Below are 22894 nucleotides of genomic sequence, written 5' to 3'. Positions count from 1 at the left end.
GAAAAAATTGAGGGGCGGAGGCTTTGCTAAAAGCTAAACTTGATGCCCTCGTAAGCGAGAAAAACACTGAAAGAGGCTTAAAAGAATTTGCCGACCCCTTGCAGGTGGCTAAACGATTTAGCGATTCTTATATCGCTTTGATGTGTGCTTTATTTTCTTATGGAAGTGCTAAAAATATTATGCAATTTTTAGAAAGCCTTGATTTTACTCTCATCGATAAAGAGGAAAAAAAGATTATAGAGGGCGTTAAAGACCTTAAATACCGCTTTCAAACAAGTGAGGATATTAGGCAAATTTTCATCACTTTTGCTAGACTTAAAAAAGCCTATGATTTAGAGGAAATTTTTACAAAGCCTTATAAAAAAAGTGGAAATATCACGGATGGAATTTTAAATTGCATTAAAGAAATTTATAAAATCAATGCTTACACGAGCAAGGGTTATATGCACTTTTTTGGCAAAGTGTGGAAAAAAGAGCCGACTTCTCCGCTTAAGCGTTATAATATGTTTTTGCGTTGGATGGTGCGTAAAGACGAGCTTGATTTAGGACTTTGGAAGCAAATTTCAACAAAAGATTTATTAATCCCTCTTGACACGCACACGCAGAAAATGGCGTTAAATTTAGGACTTTTAGAGCGTAAAAGCTACGATTTTAAAGCCGTTTTAAAACTTACGCAAAAATTAAAAGAATTTGACCCTAAAGATCCTATTAAATACGACTTCGCTCTTTATAGACTAGGGCAGGGGGGAGCTAGTGGAACTTGAATTAAGCGCTTATGCGATTTTATTTTGTGTTGCTATTTTTGCTGGTTTTATCGACTCTATTGTGGGTGGGGGTGGGCTTATTACTATCCCGGCTCTTATGGCAAGTGGTATCCCGCCACACCTTGCTTTAGCGACTAATAAGCTTCAAAGCGTTTTTGGCTCTTTTACAGCAGCAGCGACTTATTTTCGCTCTACCACTCTCCCACACCTTGCTTGGGGTGTGTTTTTTACAGCACTTGGGGCGGCTTTTGGGACTTGGAGCGTTTTGCTTATTAAAGATGAGCATTTAAAGCTTATTATTTTAATCTTTTTAAGCCTTACCTTTCTTTACACAGCCTTTAAGCCTAGCCTTGGTAAAAGAGAAAGTGAGCCTAAAATTCACAATATTAAAATTTTTCATCTCATTTTCGGGCTAACTTTAGGTTTTTACGATGGTTTTTTGGGTCCTGGGACGGGGTCTTTTTGGATTTTTGCTTGTGTGTTATTTTTGGGTTTTAATATGAAAAAAGCTAGCATTAACACGAAAATTCTCAATTTCTCAAGTAATATTATCGCCCTTTTTATCTTCCTTTGGCTTTATGATGTGCTGTGGCTTGTGGGACTTTTGATGGGTGTGGGACAGGTTTTTGGGGCGTTTTTAGGCTCAAAGCTTGTGCTAAAAACAAATGGGAAATTTATTAAAGTGTTATTTTTAGTTGTTGTGGGAGCGACGATTATTAAAGTAGCGTGGGATTATATTGGTGTCAAGGGGGAGACTTGAACTCCCGACCTCCGGCTTATGAGACCAGCGCTCTAACCAGCTGAGCTACCCTGACTTGTGAAAGTGTAATTATATCTTTTTTTACTAAAATTTGGCTGATTTTATAAAATTTTTAGCTATAATTTTCCTTCTTATCATAGAAAGGTGTCCGAGCGGTTGAAGGAGCACGCCTGGAACGCGTGTAAAGTGCAAGCTTTCGAGGGTTCGAATCCCTTCCTTTCTGCCACAAATTTAAAGCACATTTTTAGCCTCGTTTTCTTCTTTTGGTAAATGTTTTACCGCTTCATAAATTCTTATAGCCGCTTTGGTTTTATTCATAGTATAAAGATGAATTCCATCCACCCCGCTAGTGATTAAATCAACGATTTGGTCTATCGCATAGGCGATGCCAGCGTCTTCTAGGGCTAAGGTATTGTTTTCATATTTTTCTAAAATTTTAGTAAATTTAGTGGGGATTTTAGCCCCACAAAGTTGTGAAATTTTTAAAATTTGCCTTTTGTTTGTAATAGGCATAATCCCCGCATAAATCGGCACTTTTATACCACTTAAAGCACAATTTTGCTTAAAAGCGTAAAAGTCCTCGTTATCATAAAAAAGTTGCGTGATGAGTTTATCTGTGCCAACATTTACCTTATTTTTAAGATGATGAATATCCTCGATGATGTTTTTAGCCTCGCTGTGTTTTTCAGGGTAGCAAGCGGCGTAAATTTCGAAATTTTCTTGCTTTTTGATAAAAGAAATTAAATCATTTGCATAAGAAAAATCCTTACTCTTTTCTAGCCCCTCGCACACATCTCCTCTAAGGGCTAGAATTTTATTAAGCCCTCTTTGCTTGCACTCTTTGAGTATAGCTGTAATTTTTTCTTTACTTGAGTGTATGCAAGGTAAATGCACTATGCTAGGAATTTGGTATTTTTCTTGGATAAGACTTGCCACTTCTATGGTATTTTTCGAATTTATAGAGCCACCTGCACCAAAGGTTACGCTGATGAAATTAGGGCTTAATCGCCCTAAATCCTCTAAAATAGCGTCTAAATTTTTGATAGTTTCATCTCTTCTTGGCGGAAAAACTTCAAAGGAAAAGCTACACATAAAAACTCCTTATAAACTATTCCTAACTTTTCGAGTCGCTGCGACTAAATTTTTAAGCGCTAAAACCACTTCTTCATAGCCCCTAGTCTTAAGTCCGCAATCGGGATTAATCCAAATTTGTTCTTTAGGAAGCTTTGCTAAAATTTTCTCTATGGTCGTTTTTATCTCTTCTTCGCTTGGCACTCTAGGGCTGTGTATATCATAAACGCCAGGACCCACTTGCGTTTTAAAATTAACCGCCTTAAGCGTGTCTAAAAGCTCTAAATTCGAACGGCTCGCTTCAAAAGAAATCACATCCGCATCCAAAGCGTCAATATCCTTTAAAATGTCGTTAAATTCACTATAACACATATGCGTGTGAATTTGAGTCGAGGCTTTAACGCCACTATGAACGAGGTTAAAGGCAGGGATAGCCCAGTTTAAATACTCACTATGCCAGTCGCTTTTTCTTAAAGGAAGCTTTTCTCTTAACGCCGCTTCGTCAATTTGTATGATTTTAATGCCCTCTTTTTCAAGGTCTAAAACTTCATCTCTTATAGCTAAAGCAATTTGCTCCGTGCTTTCTTTTAGGCTAATGTCTTCTCTTGGAAAAGACCAGTTGAGTATGGTTACAGGACCTGTGAGCATACCTTTTACGATTTTTTTGCTAAGGCTTTGGGCAAATTTGGACCAAGAAAGCGTGATAGGCTTAGTGCGTGATACATCGCCCCAAATCACAGGCGGCTTAACGCATCTTGTTCCATAGCTTTGCACCCAGCCATTTTGTGTAAATAAAAAGCCCTGCAAATTCTCACCAAAATACTCCACCATATCGTTTCTTTCAAATTCACCGTGCACTAGCACATCAAGCCCTATTTCTTCTTGGATTTGTATGCATTCTTTGATTTTTTGTTGATTAAATTCTGTGTAGTTTTGTGCTGAAATTTTTTGCTGTTTAAAGGCGAGGCGGTTGGAGCGCACATCGGCACTTTGCGGGAAAGAACCTATGGTCGTCGTCGGTAAAAGTGGGAGATTTAAAACGCCTTCTTGGATTTTAATGCGTTTTTTAAATTCAGGCTTACGCACAAAATCTTCTTTTTTTAGGCTATTAAGCCTTGCTTTAACCTTTTCATCAAAGCGGTTAGGGATATTTGTAAAAAGTTCTTGATTGGCTTTGAAAAGCGGATTTTCTTCACTGCTATTTAAAATTTCTTTTAAGTCTTTAAGCTCTTTAAGCTTTTGTTTTGCAAAGGCAAAAAGTTTGAGATAATTTTTTTCAAGCTTAGTTTCAAATTCTGTGCTATAAGGCACATGCAAAAGCGAACAAGAGGTATTTAAAACAATGTTTTGCGCGTATTTTTGAAGCTCTTTAATGAGCTTTAAACTTTTAGCATAATCATTAGCGTAAATATTTTTACCATTAACAATACCTGCAAAAAGGATTTTATCCTTAGAAAAGCCGTATTGCTTAATCAAATTTAAGCTCTCTTTTCCCTCTATAAAATCAAGCCCCAAGCCGTCAAAATTATATTCTAAAAGCTTAGCATAAATGTCTCTTACATCTCCAAAATAGCTTTGCAGTAAAATTTTAAGCCCTTTTTTATGACTTAAAAGCTCTTTATAAAATTCATCAAATAAGGCTAAATCTTTCTCGCTTAAATCATAAACCAAATAAGGCTCATCAAGCTCTAGCCACTGCACCCCTAAATCGTTTAATTTTTCAAAAAGCTCTAGGTAAGCGTTTAAAAGCTTTTTTTGAGCTAGTTTTTGTGTGCTTTCATCTTTAAAGGCTATGAGCTTAAAGAGTGTAAAAATTCCCACTAAAACAGGCTTAGTTTCTATACCTTGCTCTTTTGCTTCGAGATATTCTTTAAAAATTTTATCCCCGCTTAGTGCTATAAGCTCTGCTTCATCGCATTCAGGCACTAGGTAATGGTAATTTGTATTAAACCACTTTTTCATCGCCAAAGCCGTAGTATCGCCCTTTTCGCCTTGATAGCCTCTACTTTGGGCAAAATACTGCTCTAGTGGCTCTAAATTTAAAGCTCTATAACGACTAGCGACAATATTAAAAAGCACCGCAGTATCTAGCACGGTATCATAAAAAGAAAAGTCATTACTAGGGATAAAGTCAATCCCAGCTTCCTTAATCTCTCTCCAGTGCCTAGCCCTTAAGTCCTTAGCACAGGCTAAAAGCTCCTCTTGCGTGCTTTGCTTTTTAAAATACTTCTCAATAGCAAATTTTAATTCCCTATTTGCACCTATTCTTGGGTAAGAAATGATTGCGTTTTTCATTGTTAATTCTCCTTTTGTGTGGCTTAAACTTTGAAATTTAAGCTTTTTTGAGCTTTTGCTCTTTGGCAAAATTTTATATTTTGCTACCTATACTTAAGGATAAGAAGACTAAGTGGATTAAATTTAGTAAGATTAAAGTTTGTATTTGAAAAACAATTTTAGCTTTCTTACATTATATCCCCTTATCCACTTTCGTGCCTTTGGAACATAATGTCAAGCCAAAGGACGCACTAGATACTACGCATCTCGCACATCAGTTTCATTGTTTCTCCATTAGAATAAAAATTTTTTGTATTGTATTAAAAATACATTAAAATAAACTTAACCCTTAAACAAGGGCTAAATTTTAAACATTTTCAAGTTTTAATTCTTCGTTACTCATCACGCCTATGCTCGAATTTAAAACTTTTTGAGCGATTTGCTTGGCTTCATCTAAAGAGTGCATTTTGCAAGTTCCGCATTGATAGATATTAAGCTCTGGGATTTTGCTTTCATCTTGCACATTTAAAACATCTTTCATACTTTCTTCCCACGCTTTTGCCACAGTGATTTCATCGGGCGTTCCTATTAAGCTCATATAAAAGCCCGTGCGACAGCCCATAGGTGAAATGTCGATAATTTCTACCGAATTTGAATTTAAATGGTCCCTCATAAAGCCGGCAAATAAATGCTCTAAAGTGTGCGTGCCTTTTTCACTCATTAAGTCCTTATTAGGTATGCAAAAACGCAAATCAAAAACACAAATATCATCACCCTTTGGCGTTTTCATCATCTTAGCAAGACGCACGGCAGGGGCAGGCATTTTAGTATGGTCGACCTTGAAACTATCTAGTAGAGGCATTTTAACTCCTTTGGTATGTAAATTTTGTAGATTATAGCATTTTTTGGAGAATAAAAAAAGCGAAGCCCACGCTAAGAGCGTGAAAGCCTCGCTTGGGATTATTGAAAGCTTTAAGCTACTGAAGTAGTCTTAAAACATTTTGCTGGCTAGCATTTGCTTGAGCCATCGCGTAAGCTCCACTTTGAGCTAGGATATTTGCTTTAGAGTAGTTTGCACTTTCACTTGCAAAATCCACATCGCGGATATTTGATTCAGCAGCTTTAACATTGACCTGAGTTACGGTAATGTTATTAATGGTCGCTGAGATTTGATTTTGCACAGAACCGATGTCCGCACGGATTTGGTCTAGATTGATGATAGCAGTTTCAGCTACATCCATTACCGCCATAGCACCTTTGAGGGTTGTTACACCTGCAGTTTGCACTTGACCGATATTATCAGTTCTATTTGTCTCTCTTACAACACCGATTTGAGATAAAATAGCACTAAGACCACCCGCTTGAGCAGAGCCTATTTGTAAATCTCCTTTCACTGTCGAAAGAGCATTGAAAGCTACTGTATAAACAGCAGAGAATTGTAAAGAAGCTAAACCTGACATACCCAAAGCTGAAAGTCTTGCTCCCATAGTAGAGAGTGTTCCAAGTCCAGGTCCTATATCTATCATTTGACCCACATTGGAGATTTTAGTAGTTACCCACTTAGAAAAACCACTACCATTGCTATGTACAAGTGTAGTAATAGTACTCATACCTGTTCCTGCAAGCACTGAAAGAGCGCTAACGCCTACTTGGACACTTCCTAACCTATCTACAGAGTTAAAGCCCATAGCTTCGGCTAATTCTTTAGAAATTTGACCCTTAGTCTCTCTTAAAGATACAGAAGATTGAGAAACCAGTTTATCATTGTCAAAGCCAAAGCCAGTTCCCTCTATGGCTATATCTCTACCATCATTTTTCACTAAGGATAAACGACCATAGTTTTCCATCATATTCATAGCTATGCCAGCACCAGGTCCTATATAGCCACTGATTTTAATCCCACGACCATCAGCTGAAGTAAGCACTAGCTTACCTTCTTCATCTAAAGCTGCTTGAACGCCTGTGGTATCTTTAACGGCATTGATAGCGGCGATTAAAGAGCCGTTTTTGTCCCCATTTTCGTATGCCACTTTGCCGATAGTTACGCCATTAATAGCGAATTTTTCATTTGTTGTGCCTTTCATAACAGTTCTTGCACCTACTGTTTGGACATTGAAACTAGCACGAACACCTGTTCTATCAGCTACTCTGTTAATCTCTTCAGCTAAAGCACCAAGTCCAGTTCCAACGGAAGTAGAGATTTTAACCGCTTGAAATTTGAAATCGTCAATACCATTATAATTTTTAATGGTCATTTGAGCCGTGCTGCTTGTGATGACTTGCGCACCCGTTTCAAATCTCGTAAGACCGATTTTAGAGCTTTGAGTCGCACCGATAGTTGCTTTGATGGTTTGGTTTGAGCTAGAGCCTATTTGAAACTCTTGATTGATGAAACCACCACTTAAAAGCTGCTTTCCGTTAAAGGAAGTTGTATTAGCGATGTTGTCAAGCTCTTCCATAAGCCTATTGATGTCTGCTTGAAGCATAGTTCTTGTTTTAAGACTTTGACCATCTTGAGCTGCTTGAGTTGCCTTAGTTTTGATAGTATCTAAGATTTTAAGCTGCTCGTCCATAGCCTTATCAGCTGTTTGCAAAATGCCAAGCGCATCGTTACCATTATTAATAGCTTGCCCTAAAGTGGCTGCTTGAGAACGCAAAGAATCCGCTATCGCCATCCCTGAAGCATCATCTGCTGCTGAGTTAATTCTAAGACCAGAACTTAGTCTCGCCAAAGAAGCATCTAGGCTCTTGCTATTAAGGTCGGAGTTAGCTTTAGCGTTAAGTGCCGCAACATTTGTGTTAATACGAAATCCCATTTTAAATCCTTTTAAATGAATTCAAGCTCTAATCCTTGAGCTTGTTATCCACTATATCGTTTAGTTTAAAAAAAAGTTTATAGCTTTTTTCAAAAATTTAATAAAAAGCGAATTTTGGGTGGCGGGTGTGCCTAGTCAAAATAAAAAAAGCTTACGATTTGCCCAATAATCTTGTCTTCTAAGGAAAGCTGGGAGCGAATTTTATCGCTTAGATACGCCGTCCTTGCTAAAAGGCTTGTTTGTTGCGTGGCATTTTGGCTTTGAATTTGGATATTAACTTGCAGGGTGTAAAAATTCTCCACTAGCCATTCTCCTTTGCTTTCAAGGGGGTCAAGATTAAAGAAAAAATCGGCTGAAGTGCTGACTCTTTGGGCGTAGGAGTGTTTTTTAAAGTCGATGTAGTTGAGTAAAATTTCATAGGTTGGATTTTCTTTTACCTCTTTCAAACCTAAATTTTGAAGGCTTTGTGAGAGTTTAAAAGCAAGTTCGCTTTGTGTGGAGGAGGCGTTATGAAAGATGATTTTAAAGCTTTCATTTTTCTTAGCCTTGATGAAAACGCCCTCGTTGTTAGTTTCAATGGCACTTTGCACGAAAGTTTTATTCGTGCAAGCACTTAAAAAGAGGGCGATGAAAAGGATAAGAAAATTTTTCATTCTATGATGGTCGGTGTAGCGACAAGTCCTAAGGAGCGATATTTTCTATAAAGTTCAAAAATGGCTTTAGTTTCGGCTTCGCTTATTTTAGGGTAGCTTTTAAGCTCTGGGTCAAAATACTTTCTTAAAATGGCAAGTTTTTCGGCGTCTGTTTTGGCATTTTTGCTTTCTTTATAAATCAAAGCGGATTTTTCAAAAGCACTTTTTCCGTGTGCGACTGGGGTTAGGATAAGGTTGATTTGCTTGGTTTTAAGCTCTTCTTCTATACTTTTAAGCTGCTCGATACAATAAGGGCATTCTGGGTCTGAGAAAACATAAATGCTAGGCTTAGTTTTATCCCCTAAAGAGATAATCATTTTTTCTTTTTGCACTTCTTTTTTGGCATTTTTGGCAAAATTCTCACGCGCTTCTTCGAATTTTTTAATTTCAAATTCTTGGCGGTAAGAAATTTTTGCCTTTAAATCAATAATGTCAGGGACGATTAAATTATCCTTTGTGAAAAGCACCTCCTCTTGCTTTGCGCCTTGCACCTCTATGCTTAACACTACGCTTTCAAAGCCCGTATCGGCAACTTTCTCTCTTTTGACTATGCTAAGTTTTGCGTCTGGAAATTGTGCTTTAACACTGCTAGAGTAAAAGTCTAAAATTTCTTTATCACTCGCGGCAAAAAGGCTTAAACAAGCACTTGCTAATAATATAATTTTTTTCATTTGTATCCTTTCGTTTTTGACATTATAAATTTGAAATTTAAATAGTTGATTTTAAAAAGCGTTTTTCGTCTTTTTTAACCACTTTTTCATCAAGGTCAAGATATTCTAAATAGGCTATGGCGTATTTTCTTGAAAAATTAAATTTATTTTTCATCGTTTGCACATCTAAGCTTGTATTTTTAAGTAAATTTAAAAGCTCTTCTTTAAAGTTTAAAAGCGTGGCTTTATCGATAAAAAGATTATGTGCTAAACGCACGACTAAGCCTTCTTTTGTGAGTTTTTTAAGCATAAGATCGCCGCTTTTTCTATCAAGCTCTAAGCTCTCATAAAGATTATAGGGTGCTTCTACTTGCAGGGCTTGGGCTTTGATTTTCTCATATAAGGCGTTTGAATTTTTTTCTTGTAGCTTTTCAAATTCCACGCCTTTTTTGAAAAATATCCCATTTTTAAATTCCAAAATAGACATATTTTCTAAAGCAAAAGCACAAATTCCCTCACTCGCCCACGCATTTCTTAGAGCTAAAGAGTGTGCTGAAAGCATAGCGTAGGGGTTTTTTGCTAGAATTTTGTGGATTAAGTTTTGAAGCAAATTGATAGAGCTTGTATCATAGATATTATAATTTTTCTCATCAATAAATGCGTTTTGAAGATTGTTAGCGACATTTAAAGCTTGAGTGTGGCTTAATTTAAACCTTTGATAGCTAGAAAGCAGTCCAAAACCTTTTTTATGGGCGTTTTTAAGCAGATCGAAGGCTCTTAAAAAATCCTTATTTAAAAGCAGGTCTAAAAGCTTTAATTTTTGCACTTTGCTAAGTGGTTCATTTACGGGATTTAGCACGACTCCACCGCCTTTTACACGCCCATTTTCAAGCAAAATAAATCTCTCATCAAAGCATAAATACATAGGCTTTTTAAAGCGAATTTCCGCATAAAACTCTCCTACTTTTAACTCTTTTAAGATATGAATTTTTACTTCAAGCTGTTTTGTGCCGACACAAAAGACATAATTTTGATTAGCTAAATTTGGAGCTTTCACATAAGCTTCGATTTGTAAAAAGGGCTTGAAAAAACCTTTTTTACTAAGCAAAAAGCCTTTTTGTAAGTTTTTATAATCGCAGTTTAAACTGAGTGCAACTCTGGCGGGTGCTTTGATTGCGTTTAAATTTGAGTCGTGGTTTTGGATATTTTTGACAATGAGTTCTTTTTGTGTGTCAAGGCAGATGATTTTTTCTTTTAAAGCAATTTCACCTTCATTTAAAGAGCCTGTAACTATGGTGCCTACACCTTTTAAAGAAAAAACCCTATCGATATAAAAGCGAAAAATGGCTTCTTTACTTTCTTTTTCTTGGAGGGAAAAAAGATAGTTTTTAAGGCTTTCTATGCCTAAATTTGAACGCACAGAAGTGTGAAAAATTTTGAGTGGCTTAAGAGAAAGTTGGGCGGTGATTTCTTTTGTTTTAGCGTCTATATCCTCGCATAAATCGCACTTATTTAACACCAAAATGAGGTCTTTAACCCCTAAAAGCTCCAAAACGCTAAGATGTTCCAAGCTTTGTGCCTTTAAGCCCTCATTTATATCCACAACAAACAAGCAAACATTAAAGGCAAATGCCCCGCTTATCATCGTTTTAAGTAAGTCTTTATGCCCGGGCGTGTCGATGAAAGAGAGTTTTTTACCCTCCGTTTCTAAGCTTGAGAAGCTAAGACTTAGCGTGATTTGCCTTTCTTGCTCTTCTTTGAGTGTATCGCCCTCAAAGCCGTTAAGTGCTTTGATAAGTGAGGTTTTGCCGTGGTCGATGTGTCCTGCTGTGCCGATGATTAGCATAAATTCTCCATTTTATTGATGAGCTTTATTAGCCTTTCTAGCTCGTTTTCTTGTATGCTTCTAAAATCAAGCACTAGATTTTTATCCTCTATCCTTGCGATAATGCCTTGTTTTCTTAAATTTTCTTGCATTTTAAGGGCGTTTCCGTTAAAGCTTAGAACAAAACTTTCAAGCGTTTTATCAGGCAGTGAGCCACCACCTACTAGGCTTTTGCTTTGTTTTAGTTCGCTTTTAAATTTAAGCTCTTTTTGCACCCTTAAAGCTTTCGCCTTAATATGCGTTAAATCATCATTTAAAAGCCTTAAAGTAGGGATTTTATCATAATCTTTTTGTAAATACGCCTTTAAGCTTTCATTTAAAAAAATAAGGCTAAGTTTATCAATGCGAAGCATTCTTAAAAGTTGATTTTGCCTTAGTTTTGCGATGAGCCTTTTTTTACCAAGTATAATGCCAGCTTGTGCCGAGCCAAAAAGCTTATCTGCGCTAAAGCTTAAAAGGTCGCATTGTTTTACAAGCTTTTTAATTTCGGGTTCATCACAAATTAAGCTTTTAGGAAGCTTTTCACACCACCCAGAGCCTAAGTCGTAATAGCTAATGAGTCTTTTTTTCTTTGCTAAAATTCCTAAATCCTTAATGCTAACCTCCTCACAAAAGCCCTTAAGCGTGAAATTTGATTTATGCGTTTTTAAAATGAGCTTTGTTTCTTTTGTGATGGCATTTTCGTAGTCTTTAAGATGAGTTTTATTACTCGTGCCTAGCTCTTTTAAGCTTACACCTGCTGCTTTGATAACTTCAGGGATTCTAAAATTGCCCCCGATTTCGACAAGTTCCCCCCTAGAGCTTAACACTTCTTTACCAAAAGCTAAGGAATTTAGCACTAAGAAAACAGCGGCGGCGTTATTATTGACGATTAAGGCATCTTCGCACTCAAAAAGAATTTGAAGCTTTTCAAGCACGGCGTCATAGCGTGAGCCTCTTTTTCCGCTTTTAAGATTAAATTCCAAATTTGTATAAGAACAAAGGTTTTTTTGACAGCTTTTAAAAAGCTTTTCATTAAAAATACTCCTACCTAAATTTGTGTGGATTACCACGCCTGTGGCGTTAATGAGAGGGTTAAAGTCTTTATTTTCATACTCCTTAAGCCTATCTAAAATTCTCAAAATAAGGGCATTTTTATCTAAAAATTCCTTATTTTTCTTACACTCACTCACGACTTTTTTGGTAAAATATGCCTTAATGGTGTGGGGAAAAGTCCTTAAACGCTCATCATCAAGCAGGGTTTGAATTTGTGGGAATTTTTGAAAATCGTTCATCTTAAGCCTTAAGAAAATATTAGCCTATTTTAACATATAATTTTAAAAAGGAAAGAATATGCTTAATTTTACTTATATTAAAAACGAACTTACCCAGCCTTTTGATGATAAAATCACCCTTTTAGAAAAGCCTTTAAATGAGGAGGTTTTAATCACAAATGATAAGTCTCAAAAGGCTGAAATTTACGCCCCTGAAATTAATTTTTACTTGAGAAATTCGCAAGATAGCATTTTAGAAAAAAGTAAGCTTGTTTTAAAGCTTTATGAGATGAGGCTAAGTGCCTATGAAAACGGACTTGACTTTGAAAATACTAAAGAAATAACAAATCGTATTTTAATCATCGCAGATGAAGATAAAGCGAGGGAGAGCGTTTTAAAAGAAGCGGGATTTAAGGTCATAAGCCTTGATGAAAGTGAGGTTTTAAGCGTGTTTGGGAGTGTGGGGGAGCTGTGTGCGGTGCTTAAAAATGGGGGCGAGGAAGTGGAGCTTGACTTTGACATTTTGCTGTATGAAAAAGAGAGGCAGGATTTTAAAAGGCAAAGTGGCTGCTATGATTTAGCAAATTTTAAAGATGAAAAGGAACTTTTGACCTTTTTACAAGATAAAACGCCTCATTATAGCTTTAAAACTTTCATCACTTATAATTCTAGCGTTTGTCAATATCACAAAAGACGCAGTGAGCATTGTGCTAAGTGTGCGGAAATTTGCCCTACAACAGCCATTTTAAAGGACGATGAAGAGAGGATTTTACAATTTTCTCAAATTGACTGCCTTGGCTGTGGAGGTTGCGTGAGTGTGTGTCCTAGCGGGTCGCTTGATTACGCGCCGATGAATAGGGATAGTTTTTTTAAAATGCTTGATTTTGTAGAGGGGAGTAAAATTTGCATTATTCCTAAAAAAATGCCTTTAGAGCATTTAAATTTAAGGCTTGGAGAGGGTGTTTTGCCCTTTATGATAGAGGGAGAAAAATGGCTTTCCAATTTGCATTTTTTAAGCTTACTTCAATCAAGTGGGGCTAATCTTGTTTTTTATACGGATTTTGTTTCGCGTGGAAGTGCTGAGGCGATAAGGCTTTTAAATGCGGTTTTTGAACGCAAATTTGGTAAAAAAGCCATTTTTGTCGCAAGTGATGAAAAAGAGCTTGAAAATGCTTTGACAAAGCTTGAATTTATCGAGGGTTTAAACTTTTCTTTTCATAATCATACCCAAACAAATAGGGAAAATTTTGCCGTGCGTTTAAGGCATTTAATCGCTGATGAGGATTTAGGCGTGGTGGAGAGTGGAGAATGGCTTCGCTATGGGGATTTAAGATTAAATGTCGATACTTGCACGCTTTGCCTTGCCTGTGTGGGTGCTTGTAATGTCGGTGCGCTAATAGCAGATAGCAAGGAAAACGCACTGAAATTTAACCCTAGCCTTTGCACGACTTGCGGATACTGCGAGGCAAGCTGTGCGGAAAAGGATACTTTAAAGCTTGAGCGTAGTGGGCTAAGGCTTGAAAAGAGTTATTTTGACTTTCGCACTTTGGCTAAAGATAAGCTTTTTGCTTGTGTGGAGTGTGGGAAGGAATTTGCTACTAAAAAAGCGGTGGAGAAAATCGCCTCATTAATGAGAGATAAATTCGCAAATGATGAAGCCAAGCTTAAAAGCCTATATTGCTGTGCGGACTGCAAGGCTAAGGTGATGTTAGGGGCTATGATGAGGGGTTAGATATGAAGCAATTTACAAGGGTCAATCTTAAACTGCAACATTTTCGCACTTTCTTTACCACCATCGCCACCTTTTCTTTGCATAGTAACCTTGCCAATCTTAAGGCTTCCTTGCGGAGAAAACATAACTTCACCACCATAAAAATTTATCACTTCATTGATAGGCTTTAGCACCCATTCTATTTTGTTCTCTAATCTCAAAATAACCAGAAACCATTCACTTGCAAACTGCCCCCAGAATATCGTTTAAAATTAGAATTTTTTTAAAAACATATTAAAGAACTTTTTTGCTAGATATATTATACACGCTCCATAAGGCTTATTTTATAATCTAGCTCTTTATTAAAAAGGGCTTTAGATTCTATATCTCTTAGCTCTTCTAAACTTTTTGCTAAAAGTCTTTTTTCGTGTTCTTTTTCACTTATATTATCCCACAAAACTCCATAGCCCACAAGGTAAGTAGCAAGTAAGATTCTATAATTTTCTAAGGCTTCTTGCTTAGATTTAAAACTAAAAGATTTTATAAGTTTTGGCATCATATATTCGTGCATACAGCCTAAATATTCTATTTGTATTTTATACATTAAAACTTCCTTGATAGCTTATTTGCGTGATTTGCCTACTTTGCTTGGCAAAATTAAAGCATTTTATGGGATTAAAAAATACATTTTCTCTAGGTTTTTCTTTAAGGTTGCTTACAATATAAAGGCAATATTTATCCTGCAAACTTTGTGCAACATTATACTCCTTTTCTGTTAGCATAAAATTCCCACTTATCTCACTTAACCCTTTCACTTCAACGCAGTAAAAATCTTTTTCATTTTGCATTTTAAAATCAAATCCACAGCCAAAATCCCTACTATCAAACAAAGAAAAATCTTTAAAATATTGCATAAAATTAGCTCTAAAATACTGCTCTGCGGCTTTACCTGTCGCTACTCTTTTGATAAAGCCTATTTCTATTTTAGAGTCTAAAAATTCATTCACTTGCAATTTTTCTTCATAATTTTCAATCAAAAAGCTAGACACTAGATTTTTAAAAGATTCAAATCCCATATCTTTATACTGCTCAAAAATTTCTTTTGTATAAGTTCTAAGCTTTCTTTGATACCAACCTTTTCTAGCATTATCAAAATAGGGGTCAAACTCATCTCTGTAATTTTTGATATTGCTAGGCTTTCCCTGCAAAGAAAGTCCCAAAATATTAAAAGCCTCTATAAAGCTAGAAAAGCCTAAAGATTTATAAGCCAAATCATCAAATTTAGATAAAAACAAACCGCAAATTATAAGCTTATCTCTGTTTTTAATGTGAATTTTAGGCATAGTTTTCTTTCATCAAGTTTTCACAAAATAGACTTTTTAAACGCCCACCACCTATACCACTACAAAAATCTATAAAAGTCATAAAAAGCCTCAAATGCAAATTTCATAATTTTGTCATTTTAGCTAAATTTTATTAATTGAAATTTTCTAAAATACTTCAAAAATTCTAAGGAAAATTATGGTTGAAGTTAAAAATCTTACTATGCGTTTTGCAAATCAGCTTTTATTTGAAAATGTGAATTTAAAACTTACGAGAGGGCAGAGATATGGACTTATCGGAGCAAACGGGGCGGGTAAATCGACCTTTTTAAAAATCCTCTCAAAAGAGCTTGAAGCAAGTAGTGGGGAGGTTTGCTTTGATGAGGGCTTAAGAGTGGCGGTTTTAGGGCAGGACCAATTCGCCTTTGAAAATTACACGATAAAAGATGCGGTAATGTGTGCAAATAAAAGGCTTTACGAGGCTTTGAAAGAAAAAGAAAAGCTTTATTTAAGCGAGGAATTTACGGACGCTATCAATGAGCGTTTAGGGGAACTTGAGATGATAACAGCCGAAGAAGACCCCAATTATGACTGCGAAACGAGGTGTGAGAAGATTTTAAGCTCTTTAAAAATCAAGGATTTTAACGCACTTATGAGTAGTTTGCAAAGTGCGGATAAATTTAAGGTTTTATTGGCACAGGTGCTGTTTTTAGGTGCTGATGTGCTTTTTTTGGACGAACCGACAAATAACCTTGACTTAGAGGCGATTTCTTGGCTTGAAAATGAGCTTTTAAGACACGAGGGAACGCTTGTAGTCATCAGCCACGATAGGCATTTTTTAAACAAAATTTGCACGCGAATTTTAGATGTGGATTTTAAACAAATTCGCGATTTTGCGGGTAATTATGATGAGTGGTATATGGCTTCTACGCTTTTGGCAAAACAAGCTGAACTCAAGCGTGATAAGACTTTAAAAGAGCGTGAGGAGCTAGAAAATTTCATACGCCGATTTTCTGCAAACGCTTCTAAGGCAAAACAAGCCACAAGTAGGGCGAAGGCTTTGGAAAAATTGGAACTTGAAGAGATTAAAATCTCAAGCAGACGCGACCCTAGCATAGTCTTTCGTCCTATGCGTGAAATAGGGAACGAGGTGCTAGAATTTAAGGGCATTAGCAAGGCTTATGATAAGGCTTTGTTTTCAAATTTAGAGCTTAAAATCGAAAAGGGGGATAAAATCGCCCTTATCGGTGCAAACGGCGTGGGTAAAAGCACTTTGGCTAAAATCATCGCTGGAGCGTTAAAGGCTGATAGTGGCTTAGTGCATTTGGGTGCGACCATAGAGCTTGGCTATTTTCCGCAGGATACGAGTAATATCATTTGTGAAAATTTGAAACTTTACGAATGGCTGATGAGTGAAAAATTTAAAGACCTTGATGAAATTCGCAAGTGTTTAGGTAGAATGCTCTTTAGTGGCACGGAGCAGGAAAAAAGTGCGGGAAGTTTAAGCGGGGGCGAGAAGCACAGATTAATGCTCTCTCGCCTTATGCTAGAGCGGGGGAATTTCTTGCTTTTGGACGAGCCTGATAATCATCTTGATTTAGAAAGCATTATTGCTCTTGGCGAGGCTTTGTATCGTTTTAAGGGGGTGGTGCTTTGCATTACGCACGATAGGGAGTTAGTGAGTGCTTTTGCGAATCGCATTTGGCATTTAGACGGAGGAAAGTTGCGTGATTTTCGCGGGACTTATGAAGAATTTTTAGGAGAAAATAATGGCTAAATTTAGAATTCAATACAGCGCAGGTTTTGGACACTCAACGCAAAATCATAAAGGCTTTGGACCGACCATTTATATAGAAGAGGTGGTGGAATTTGACAATGGCAAGGACTATTTTGACTATGTGGATTTTTATAAAGCCTATTCTAAGAGCGATGATACCTATTTTCACATTTCTTTTTTGGAGGATAGGGGTTTAAGTGAAAAGGAAATTCTTATCCGTAATGAATACCGCAAAATGCGTGATGAAAACTGCAAAAGAGCTAAAGAGGAATTTATCAAAAATAACGAAATCGAGCCTGAGCATTTACCAACGCATGGGGATTGAGTAGAATTTTACTAGAAAAATAAAACTTAAATTACCTTGTTTCAAGCTAAACGAAAACAGGAATTTTGTTTTTTTGATTTCTATTAATAAAAACTTTGTATAATCCTACTTTATAAAAATGGTAGGATTATTTGATGAATGTGGTTGTTGTTGGAATTGGTTATGTGGGGCTTTCTAACGCGGTTCTTTTTTCTAAGAAGCACAATGTTATTTTATGTGATGTTAATGTCGATAAGGTCGAAGCTATTAATAAGGGGATATCTCCTTTTAGGGATGATTTAATTGAAAAATTTTTAAGTGAAAATCCTAATGTAATCGCAGCCACTACGGATCCAACTGATGCTTATTGTGAGGCAGATTTTGTTATTGTTGCTGTTAATACAGATTATGATGAGAGTTTGGGTGGTTTTAATACGACAAATCTAGATAATGTTATTGCTGATGTTAATAAAGTTAATCCAAAGGCGATTCTTATTGTAAGAAGCACTGTGCCAGTAGGCTATACTCAAGCAATTAAGAATAAATTAAATCTAACAAATATAGTCTTTTGTCCTGAATTTTTACGCGAAGGAAAAGCTCTTTATGATAGTTTAAATCCTAGTAGAATTATCGTTGGGGGGTCGAAAGATATAGCAAAAAGTGTAATGGATCTATTTTGTGATTGTATCGACATTAAAGATAGTGCGACATTTTATATGAGTTTAGATGAAGCAGAAAGTGTGAAGCTCTTTTCAAATGCTTATTTGGCTATGCGAATTGGTTTTTTTAATGAATTACATTCTTATGCTTTATCTAAAGGTTTTAATGCTAAAAATATCATAAAGGGAGTGAGTGCAGATCATAGAATTGGGAATTATTATAATAATCCAAGTTTCGGTTATGGTGGTTATTGTTTGCCAAAAGATACAAAACAACTTATATCAAATTTTGAAAGTGTGCCAAATGATATTCTTAAATCCATTCCAAAATCTAACATTACAAGAAGAAAGTTCATTGTTGATTGGATTAAGAAAAATAAGCCTCAAAAAATAGGAATTTACCGCTTGATAGCAAAAAAGGATTCTGATAATTTTAGAAATTCTATCATGATAGACATTGTTAAAGATTTGGTAGATGAAGAAAAAATGCAAATAAGTATTTATGAGCCTTTACTTAATGAAAGCATTTGGGAAAAGGTTAGTTTAGAAAAGGATTTTAAAAATTTTGTTAAGTCTTGTGATTTAATTATAGCGAATCGTTTAGATTCTAAAATTCAAAATCTTGATGGAAAGAAAATATTTACAGCAGATTTATTTGCGACAGATTTATAATGAGTGATTTAATGTATGATTATTTGATAGTTGGAGCGGGACTTTTTGGAAGTATTTTTGCTTATGAGGCAAGTAAGAGAGGTAAAAAATGTCTCGTGTTAGAGCGAAGAGAGCATATAGGTGGGAATTGTTACACGAAAGAAATGGCGGGGATTAATGTGCATTATTACGGTGCACACATTTTCCGCACTGATGAAAAACGCATTTGGGATTATATGCAGCAATTTTGCGAATTTAATCATTTTATCAATTCTCCTATAGCGAACTATAAGGGCGAAATTTATAATCTCCCTTTTAATATGAACACTTTTTCGAAATTATGGGGCATTAGCACTCCAAGCGAAGCAAGAGAGATTATAGAAAAGCAAAAAGCAAGCATTAAGGGTGAGCCTAAGAATTTGGAAGAGCAAGCCATCTCCTTAGTGGGCGTTGATGTGTATGAAAAATTCATTAAAGGTTACACGCAAAAGCAGTGGGGTAAGGCGTGTAAAGATTTACCAAAATCTATCATTAGACGCATTCCTGTGCGTTTTGTGTATGATAATAATTATTTTAACGACCCTTATCAAGGCATTCCCAAGGGGGGTTATACGAGGATTTTTGAAAAGCTTTTGAGTGGGTGCGAAGTCTTACTAAATACTGATTTTATAGAGCGTAGAGAGGAATTTACTCAAAAGGCAAAGACGATTATTTTTACAGGGACGATTGATTCTTATTTTGCTTATAAACTTGGAGCTTTGGAGTATAGAAGCTTGAAATTTGAACATGAAATTTTAGATATGCAAAATTATCAGGGCGTGGCGGTTGTGAATTATACAGATTTCAAGACGCCTTATACAAGAATCATTGAACATAAGCATTTTGAATTTGGAACTCAAGAAAAAACGGTGATTAGTAAAGAATATCCCCTAAACTGGAGCAAGGACATAGAGCCTTATTATCCTATTAATGATGCGAAAAATACCGCTTTGTATGAGAGCTATTTAGCTCTAGCAAAGGCGGAGAAAAATGTGCATTTTTGCGGGAGGCTTGGGGAATATCGTTACTATGATATGCAGGATGTGGTAAAGTCTGCTTTGAAATTTTGTGAAAGTGAATTATAAGGATTAAAATGAGTGTAAAAGTTTCTGTGATTATCCCCTCTTTAAATTCTATCAATTATTATGATGAGTGCATTAAAAGCGTGATGAAGCAAAGTTTAAAAGAGCTTGAAATCATTTGTGTCGATGCGAATTCTACGGACGGCACACTAGAGCTTATAAAGAAGTATCAAGCTAAAGACGAGCGTATAAAACTCATCATCAGTGATAAAAAAAGCTATGGCTATCAAATGAATTTGGGTATTGCGGCGGCAAGTGGCGAGTATGTGGGGATAGTGGAGAGTGATGATTATATCAAGGAAGATATGTATAAAAGGCTTTATGAGACTGCTAAGCAAAATGATTGTGATATCGTTAAATCGGACTTTTTTATTTTCACTGATACACGCCTTGATTATGAAAAAGTAAGTCGTTTTGATGAGTTTTATAATACACGCCTGAATGCTCTTGAGGATTTGAGACTTTTTTGGACGAACGGAATAAACCCAATCGGCATATGCCGATTGGGTTTATTCCGAATAAACCAAATCGTTTTAAACGAAACACCTGGAGCATCTTATCAGGATAATGGACTTTTCTTTCAGCTTTTTTGTTTTGCTAAGAGTATTTATTTTTTAAATGAAGCCTTTTATATGCTAAGAAGGGATAATCCTAATTCATCAGTGCATTCTAAAGAGAAAGTTTATATGGCTTGTCTAGAGTATGATTATATTAGAAATTTTTTACAAAAATATCCAAGTTTTGAGAGTTTGGTTGCACCTATTTGTGCATATCATCGTTATGGAAATTATATTTTTACTCTTGAAAGAATTGATGATAAATATAAGAAGGACTTTTTAAAGCGTTTTAGAGAAGACTTTATGAAGATTATTTATAATGGCGAACTAAAAGAAAGTCTTTATACACCTACACAACTTTGTATTATAAAAGAAATTGTGGAGGATAGCGATGCGTATTATTATACACATATTTGTCCTCTTAAAAACACCGCGAAACGCAGTGGAGCGGTGTTAAGGGTGCAAAAGCAATTAAGCTATCGTTTGGGTCTTGAGCTTTTAAAAACAAAAAGTTTTGTTAAGGCTTTAAATTTGCCTTTTAGAATTTATAAGCAAGTTACAAATTTTCGTTTAGAGCGTAAAATTTATGAAAGTTTAAGTGCTATTGATGAGAAATTTATTTTACCTCCTTTGGAAGATTATACGGATTTTGGTGAGGCTTTAGAAACAAAGAAACATTTAAGTTATCGTTTAGGTCAAGCCTTGCTTAAAAATCCTATTCTTTTTCCTTTTAAAATAAAGAAGATTTATGAGGAATTTAAAGCCTATAAAAATGCTCCAAAAAGAACAGATTTTAAATTAGAAGCTATTAGTGATGAGGAATATTTTATCAAAAGACACGAGGAAGCATTTAATTATACGCCAGATTTTAAAAATCCTAAAACTTTTAATGAAAAATTGATTCACCGTATCCTTTATGATAGAAGTGAAATTTATACCTTCTTGGCGGATAAGCTCAAGGGGAGAATTTTTGTAGCTGATATTTTATCTGGGTCAAAAGATATTTTAAAAAAAGATTCGCCTTTATATAAAGATATTGATTCTTTAAAAGAGGAATTATTAAAAACTAATGAGTGCAAATATTTGCCAAAGCTTTATGGAATTTATGACAATATTTATGATATTAATTTTTCTATTTTACCGGATAGTTTTGTTTTAAAGACAAACCACGATGCTGGTGGTTATGTGATTGTTGAGGATAAAAAAGAATTTTTGAAAGACACAAAGCGTTTTAGCGAAGCGATGAGAAAACTTAAGGAGCATTTAGAAAAAAATTATTATCTTATCTTTAGAGAATGGCATTATAGAGGGATTAAACCTAGAATTTTTGCTGAAGAATTGCTAAAAAATGAAGAAAATGGACTATTAGACACTTATAAATTTCATATTTTTGATAAAAATGATATGAAAAATAACTATGTGCAAGTTACCACAGATAGGTTTGAAAATTATCAAAGAACGATGATGACAAACTCTTGGGAAATAGCACCGTTTAATTTTATCTATGAAATTCCAACAAAGATTCCCCCTAAGCCGCAAAGCTTAGAGGCTATGTGGGATTTAGCTTTAAAATTAGCTTCGCCTTTTGATTATGTGAGGGTGGATTTGTATCAAAATAAAGATAAAATTTATGTAGGTGAGCTTACCTTTACACACGGAGCAGCCATAGAACAACTTGTGCCAGGCGAATGGGATGAAAAATTGGGTGCGTTGTGGCATCAAAAAAGGCTAGTGGATGTTACCAAATAAAAATATCCAAAAACTTAAACCTTATCTTTCTATCCCCCACAAAATTTGGGAATTAGAAAATGAGAATAATATTTTAAAGCTTGATTGGAATGAAGCTAGTATAGCACCTTCGCCTTTAGTTTTTCAAAAGATAGAAGCATTTTTGAAAAATGGACATTTAAACTGGTATCCTAATACAAAAAATTCTCTCCTGCTTGATGCCTTAGCAAAATATGCTGGGCAGAAAAATAGCTCTTTTATAGAGCTTTTTCCAAGCTCTGATGTTGCGCATGAATTTATCATCGATACCTTTGTAGATAAAGATGAAAATATAGGTATAATCGCACCAACTTATGATAATTTTAGAGCTAGGGCAAATGGAGTGGGAGTGCAAACCTTTTTTTTTCATTTAGATGAAAATTTTGACTTAGATTTTAAAGCTTTAAATGCCTTTATCATCAATGAAAAAATCAAGCTTTTATATCTTTGTAATCCTAATAACCCAACAGGAAAGGTTTATGAAATTCATAAGATTTATGAGCTTATTAAAAATAATCCTCAATGTTTATTCTTGATCGATGAGGCATATTATGAATTTTGTGGAAAAACAATGGCAACTTTTACGGAGGAGTTGAAAAATTTAATCATTACACGCACTTTTTCTAAGGCTTTTGCTTTGGCAAGTTTTAGGGTGGGTTATATCATTTCACATTATGAAAATATCCAATACCTTAATCAAATTCGTAATTCTAAAAATATCCCTATGCTTTCACAAATAGCGGCTTTAGCAGCCTTAGAAGATGTAATTTATATGGAAAATTATGTGGAAGAAGTAAATCTTGCTAGGGCTGATTTTGTAGATTTTATCTATGAAGTTGCGGGGGGGGGGGGGTAGTATG

At 35.5% G+C, this 22894-nt stretch carries 20 protein-coding genes and 2 tRNA genes; 10 read left to right on the top strand and 12 right to left on the bottom strand.

Annotation, left to right across the window (positions count from 1 at the left end; all coding sequences use genetic code 11):
* Positions 1-23 precede the first annotated feature (23 nt).
* Together EL158_RS07540 and EL158_RS07535 are read left to right on the top strand one after the other, a co-directional pair.
* On the top strand, positions 24-764 hold the full coding sequence (locus tag EL158_RS07540) for a TIGR02757 family protein (protein WP_027304504.1): 741 nt from the start codon (positions 24-26) through the stop codon (positions 762-764).
* Positions 754-1524, top strand: a complete 771-nt coding sequence (locus EL158_RS07535) for a TSUP family transporter (protein WP_027304503.1) — start codon at positions 754-756, stop codon at positions 1522-1524. Before EL158_RS07540 ends, EL158_RS07535 begins: the two co-directional genes overlap by 11 nt.
* Here EL158_RS07535 and EL158_RS07530 read toward each other — a convergent pair.
* Positions 1503-1579 (bottom strand) — tRNA-Met (locus EL158_RS07530). The genes EL158_RS07535 and EL158_RS07530 overlap by 22 nt on opposite strands.
* A gap of 83 nt (positions 1580-1662) precedes the next feature.
* Between EL158_RS07530 and EL158_RS07525 the strand changes: the two genes are divergently transcribed.
* Positions 1663-1750 (top strand) — tRNA-Ser (locus EL158_RS07525).
* Positions 1751-1755: 5 nt separating this feature from the next.
* On the opposite strand, the gene metF is transcribed toward EL158_RS07525, so the two are convergent.
* The 8 genes from metF to selA all read right to left on the bottom strand — a co-directional run bounded on the left by metF (position 1756) and on the right by selA (position 12186).
* Positions 1756-2616 carry a methylenetetrahydrofolate reductase [NAD(P)H] gene (gene metF, locus EL158_RS07520; RefSeq protein ID WP_126361604.1) on the bottom strand — a complete coding sequence of 287 codons (861 nt, stop codon included), beginning with the start codon at positions 2614-2616 and terminating at the stop codon, positions 1756-1758.
* 9 nt (positions 2617-2625) lie between these two features.
* Positions 2626-4890: a 5-methyltetrahydropteroyltriglutamate--homocysteine S-methyltransferase gene (metE, locus tag EL158_RS07515; RefSeq protein WP_027304501.1), complete on the bottom strand. Its 2265-nt coding sequence runs from the start codon at positions 4888-4890 to the stop codon at positions 2626-2628.
* 346 nt (positions 4891-5236) lie between these two features.
* The gene (luxS, locus tag EL158_RS07510; protein WP_027304500.1) at positions 5237-5731 is read right to left on the bottom strand and encodes an S-ribosylhomocysteine lyase; all 495 of its coding nucleotides are present in this window, start codon (positions 5729-5731) and stop codon (positions 5237-5239) included.
* A 115-nt stretch (positions 5732-5846) separates the two neighbouring features.
* A complete protein-coding gene (locus EL158_RS07505; RefSeq protein ID WP_126361601.1) occupies positions 5847-7685 on the bottom strand; it encodes a flagellin in 1839 nt (612 codons plus the stop codon).
* 131 nt (positions 7686-7816) lie between these two features.
* Complete coding sequence (locus EL158_RS07500; protein WP_027304625.1) at positions 7817-8338, bottom strand: cupredoxin domain-containing protein; 522 nt, start codon at positions 8336-8338, stop codon at positions 7817-7819.
* A complete protein-coding gene (locus tag EL158_RS07495) occupies positions 8335-9048 on the bottom strand; it encodes a bifunctional thiol oxidoreductase (protein WP_027304624.1) in 714 nt (237 codons plus the stop codon). Before EL158_RS07495 ends, EL158_RS07500 begins: the two co-directional genes overlap by 4 nt.
* Before the next feature lie 37 nt (positions 9049-9085).
* Positions 9086-10873, bottom strand: coding sequence for a selenocysteine-specific translation elongation factor (gene selB / locus EL158_RS07490; RefSeq protein WP_027304623.1), 1788 nt, complete (start codon positions 10871-10873; stop codon positions 9086-9088).
* Positions 10867-12186, bottom strand: coding sequence for an L-seryl-tRNA(Sec) selenium transferase (gene selA / locus EL158_RS07485; RefSeq protein WP_027304622.1), 1320 nt, complete (start codon positions 12184-12186; stop codon positions 10867-10869). The genes selB and selA overlap by 7 nt, the downstream gene beginning before the upstream one ends.
* A 58-nt stretch (positions 12187-12244) precedes the next feature.
* On the opposite strand from selA, the gene EL158_RS07480 reads away from it, so the two are divergent.
* A complete protein-coding gene (locus EL158_RS07480) occupies positions 12245-13897 on the top strand; it encodes a 4Fe-4S dicluster domain-containing protein (RefSeq protein WP_027304621.1) in 1653 nt (550 codons plus the stop codon).
* Here EL158_RS07480 and EL158_RS07475 read toward each other — a convergent pair.
* The 3 genes from EL158_RS07475 to EL158_RS07465 all read right to left on the bottom strand — a co-directional run bounded on the left by EL158_RS07475 (position 13894) and on the right by EL158_RS07465 (position 15219).
* Positions 13894-14070: a PDDEXK family nuclease gene (locus tag EL158_RS07475; RefSeq protein WP_232008207.1), complete on the bottom strand. Its 177-nt coding sequence runs from the start codon at positions 14068-14070 to the stop codon at positions 13894-13896. The two genes, EL158_RS07480 and EL158_RS07475, sit on opposite strands and share 4 nt — an antisense overlap.
* Positions 14071-14195: 125 nt before the next feature.
* On the bottom strand, positions 14196-14480 hold the full coding sequence (locus tag EL158_RS07470) for a hypothetical protein (protein WP_027304620.1): 285 nt from the start codon (positions 14478-14480) through the stop codon (positions 14196-14198).
* On the bottom strand, positions 14473-15219 hold the full coding sequence (locus tag EL158_RS07465) for a protein NO VEIN domain-containing protein (protein ID WP_027304619.1): 747 nt from the start codon (positions 15217-15219) through the stop codon (positions 14473-14475). Before EL158_RS07465 ends, EL158_RS07470 begins: the two co-directional genes overlap by 8 nt.
* A gap of 178 nt (positions 15220-15397) precedes the next feature.
* Between EL158_RS07465 and EL158_RS07460 the strand changes: the two genes are divergently transcribed.
* The 6 genes from EL158_RS07460 (at position 15398) to EL158_RS07435 (ending at position 22890) form a co-directional block, all read left to right on the top strand.
* Positions 15398-16975, top strand: coding sequence for an ABC-F family ATP-binding cassette domain-containing protein (locus tag EL158_RS07460; RefSeq protein WP_027304618.1), 1578 nt, complete (start codon positions 15398-15400; stop codon positions 16973-16975).
* Positions 16965-17300: a hypothetical protein gene (locus EL158_RS07455; RefSeq protein WP_115633216.1), complete on the top strand. Its 336-nt coding sequence runs from the start codon at positions 16965-16967 to the stop codon at positions 17298-17300. The genes EL158_RS07460 and EL158_RS07455 overlap by 11 nt, the downstream gene beginning before the upstream one ends.
* A 134-nt stretch (positions 17301-17434) precedes the next feature.
* Positions 17435-18610, top strand: a complete 1176-nt coding sequence (locus EL158_RS07450; protein ID WP_027304616.1) for a nucleotide sugar dehydrogenase — start codon at positions 17435-17437, stop codon at positions 18608-18610.
* Positions 18611-18621: 11 nt separating this feature from the next.
* Positions 18622-19713, top strand: a complete 1092-nt coding sequence (gene glf / locus EL158_RS07445) for a UDP-galactopyranose mutase (protein WP_027304615.1) — start codon at positions 18622-18624, stop codon at positions 19711-19713.
* A gap of 8 nt (positions 19714-19721) precedes the next feature.
* Positions 19722-22016 (top strand): ATP-grasp fold amidoligase family protein, encoded by a 2295-nt coding sequence (locus EL158_RS07440; RefSeq protein WP_027304614.1) that lies wholly within the window; start codon positions 19722-19724, stop codon positions 22014-22016.
* The gene (locus EL158_RS07435) at positions 22003-22890 is read left to right on the top strand and encodes a pyridoxal phosphate-dependent aminotransferase (protein WP_232008206.1); all 888 of its coding nucleotides are present in this window, start codon (positions 22003-22005) and stop codon (positions 22888-22890) included. Before EL158_RS07440 ends, EL158_RS07435 begins: the two co-directional genes overlap by 14 nt.
* Positions 22891-22894: the final 4 nt, after the last annotated feature.

The organism is Campylobacter upsaliensis, from assembly GCF_900637395.1.
GTDB classification, from domain to species: Bacteria; Campylobacterota; Campylobacteria; order Campylobacterales; family Campylobacteraceae; genus Campylobacter_D; species Campylobacter_D upsaliensis.
This window is presented reverse-complemented; position numbering and strand designations above follow the sequence as displayed.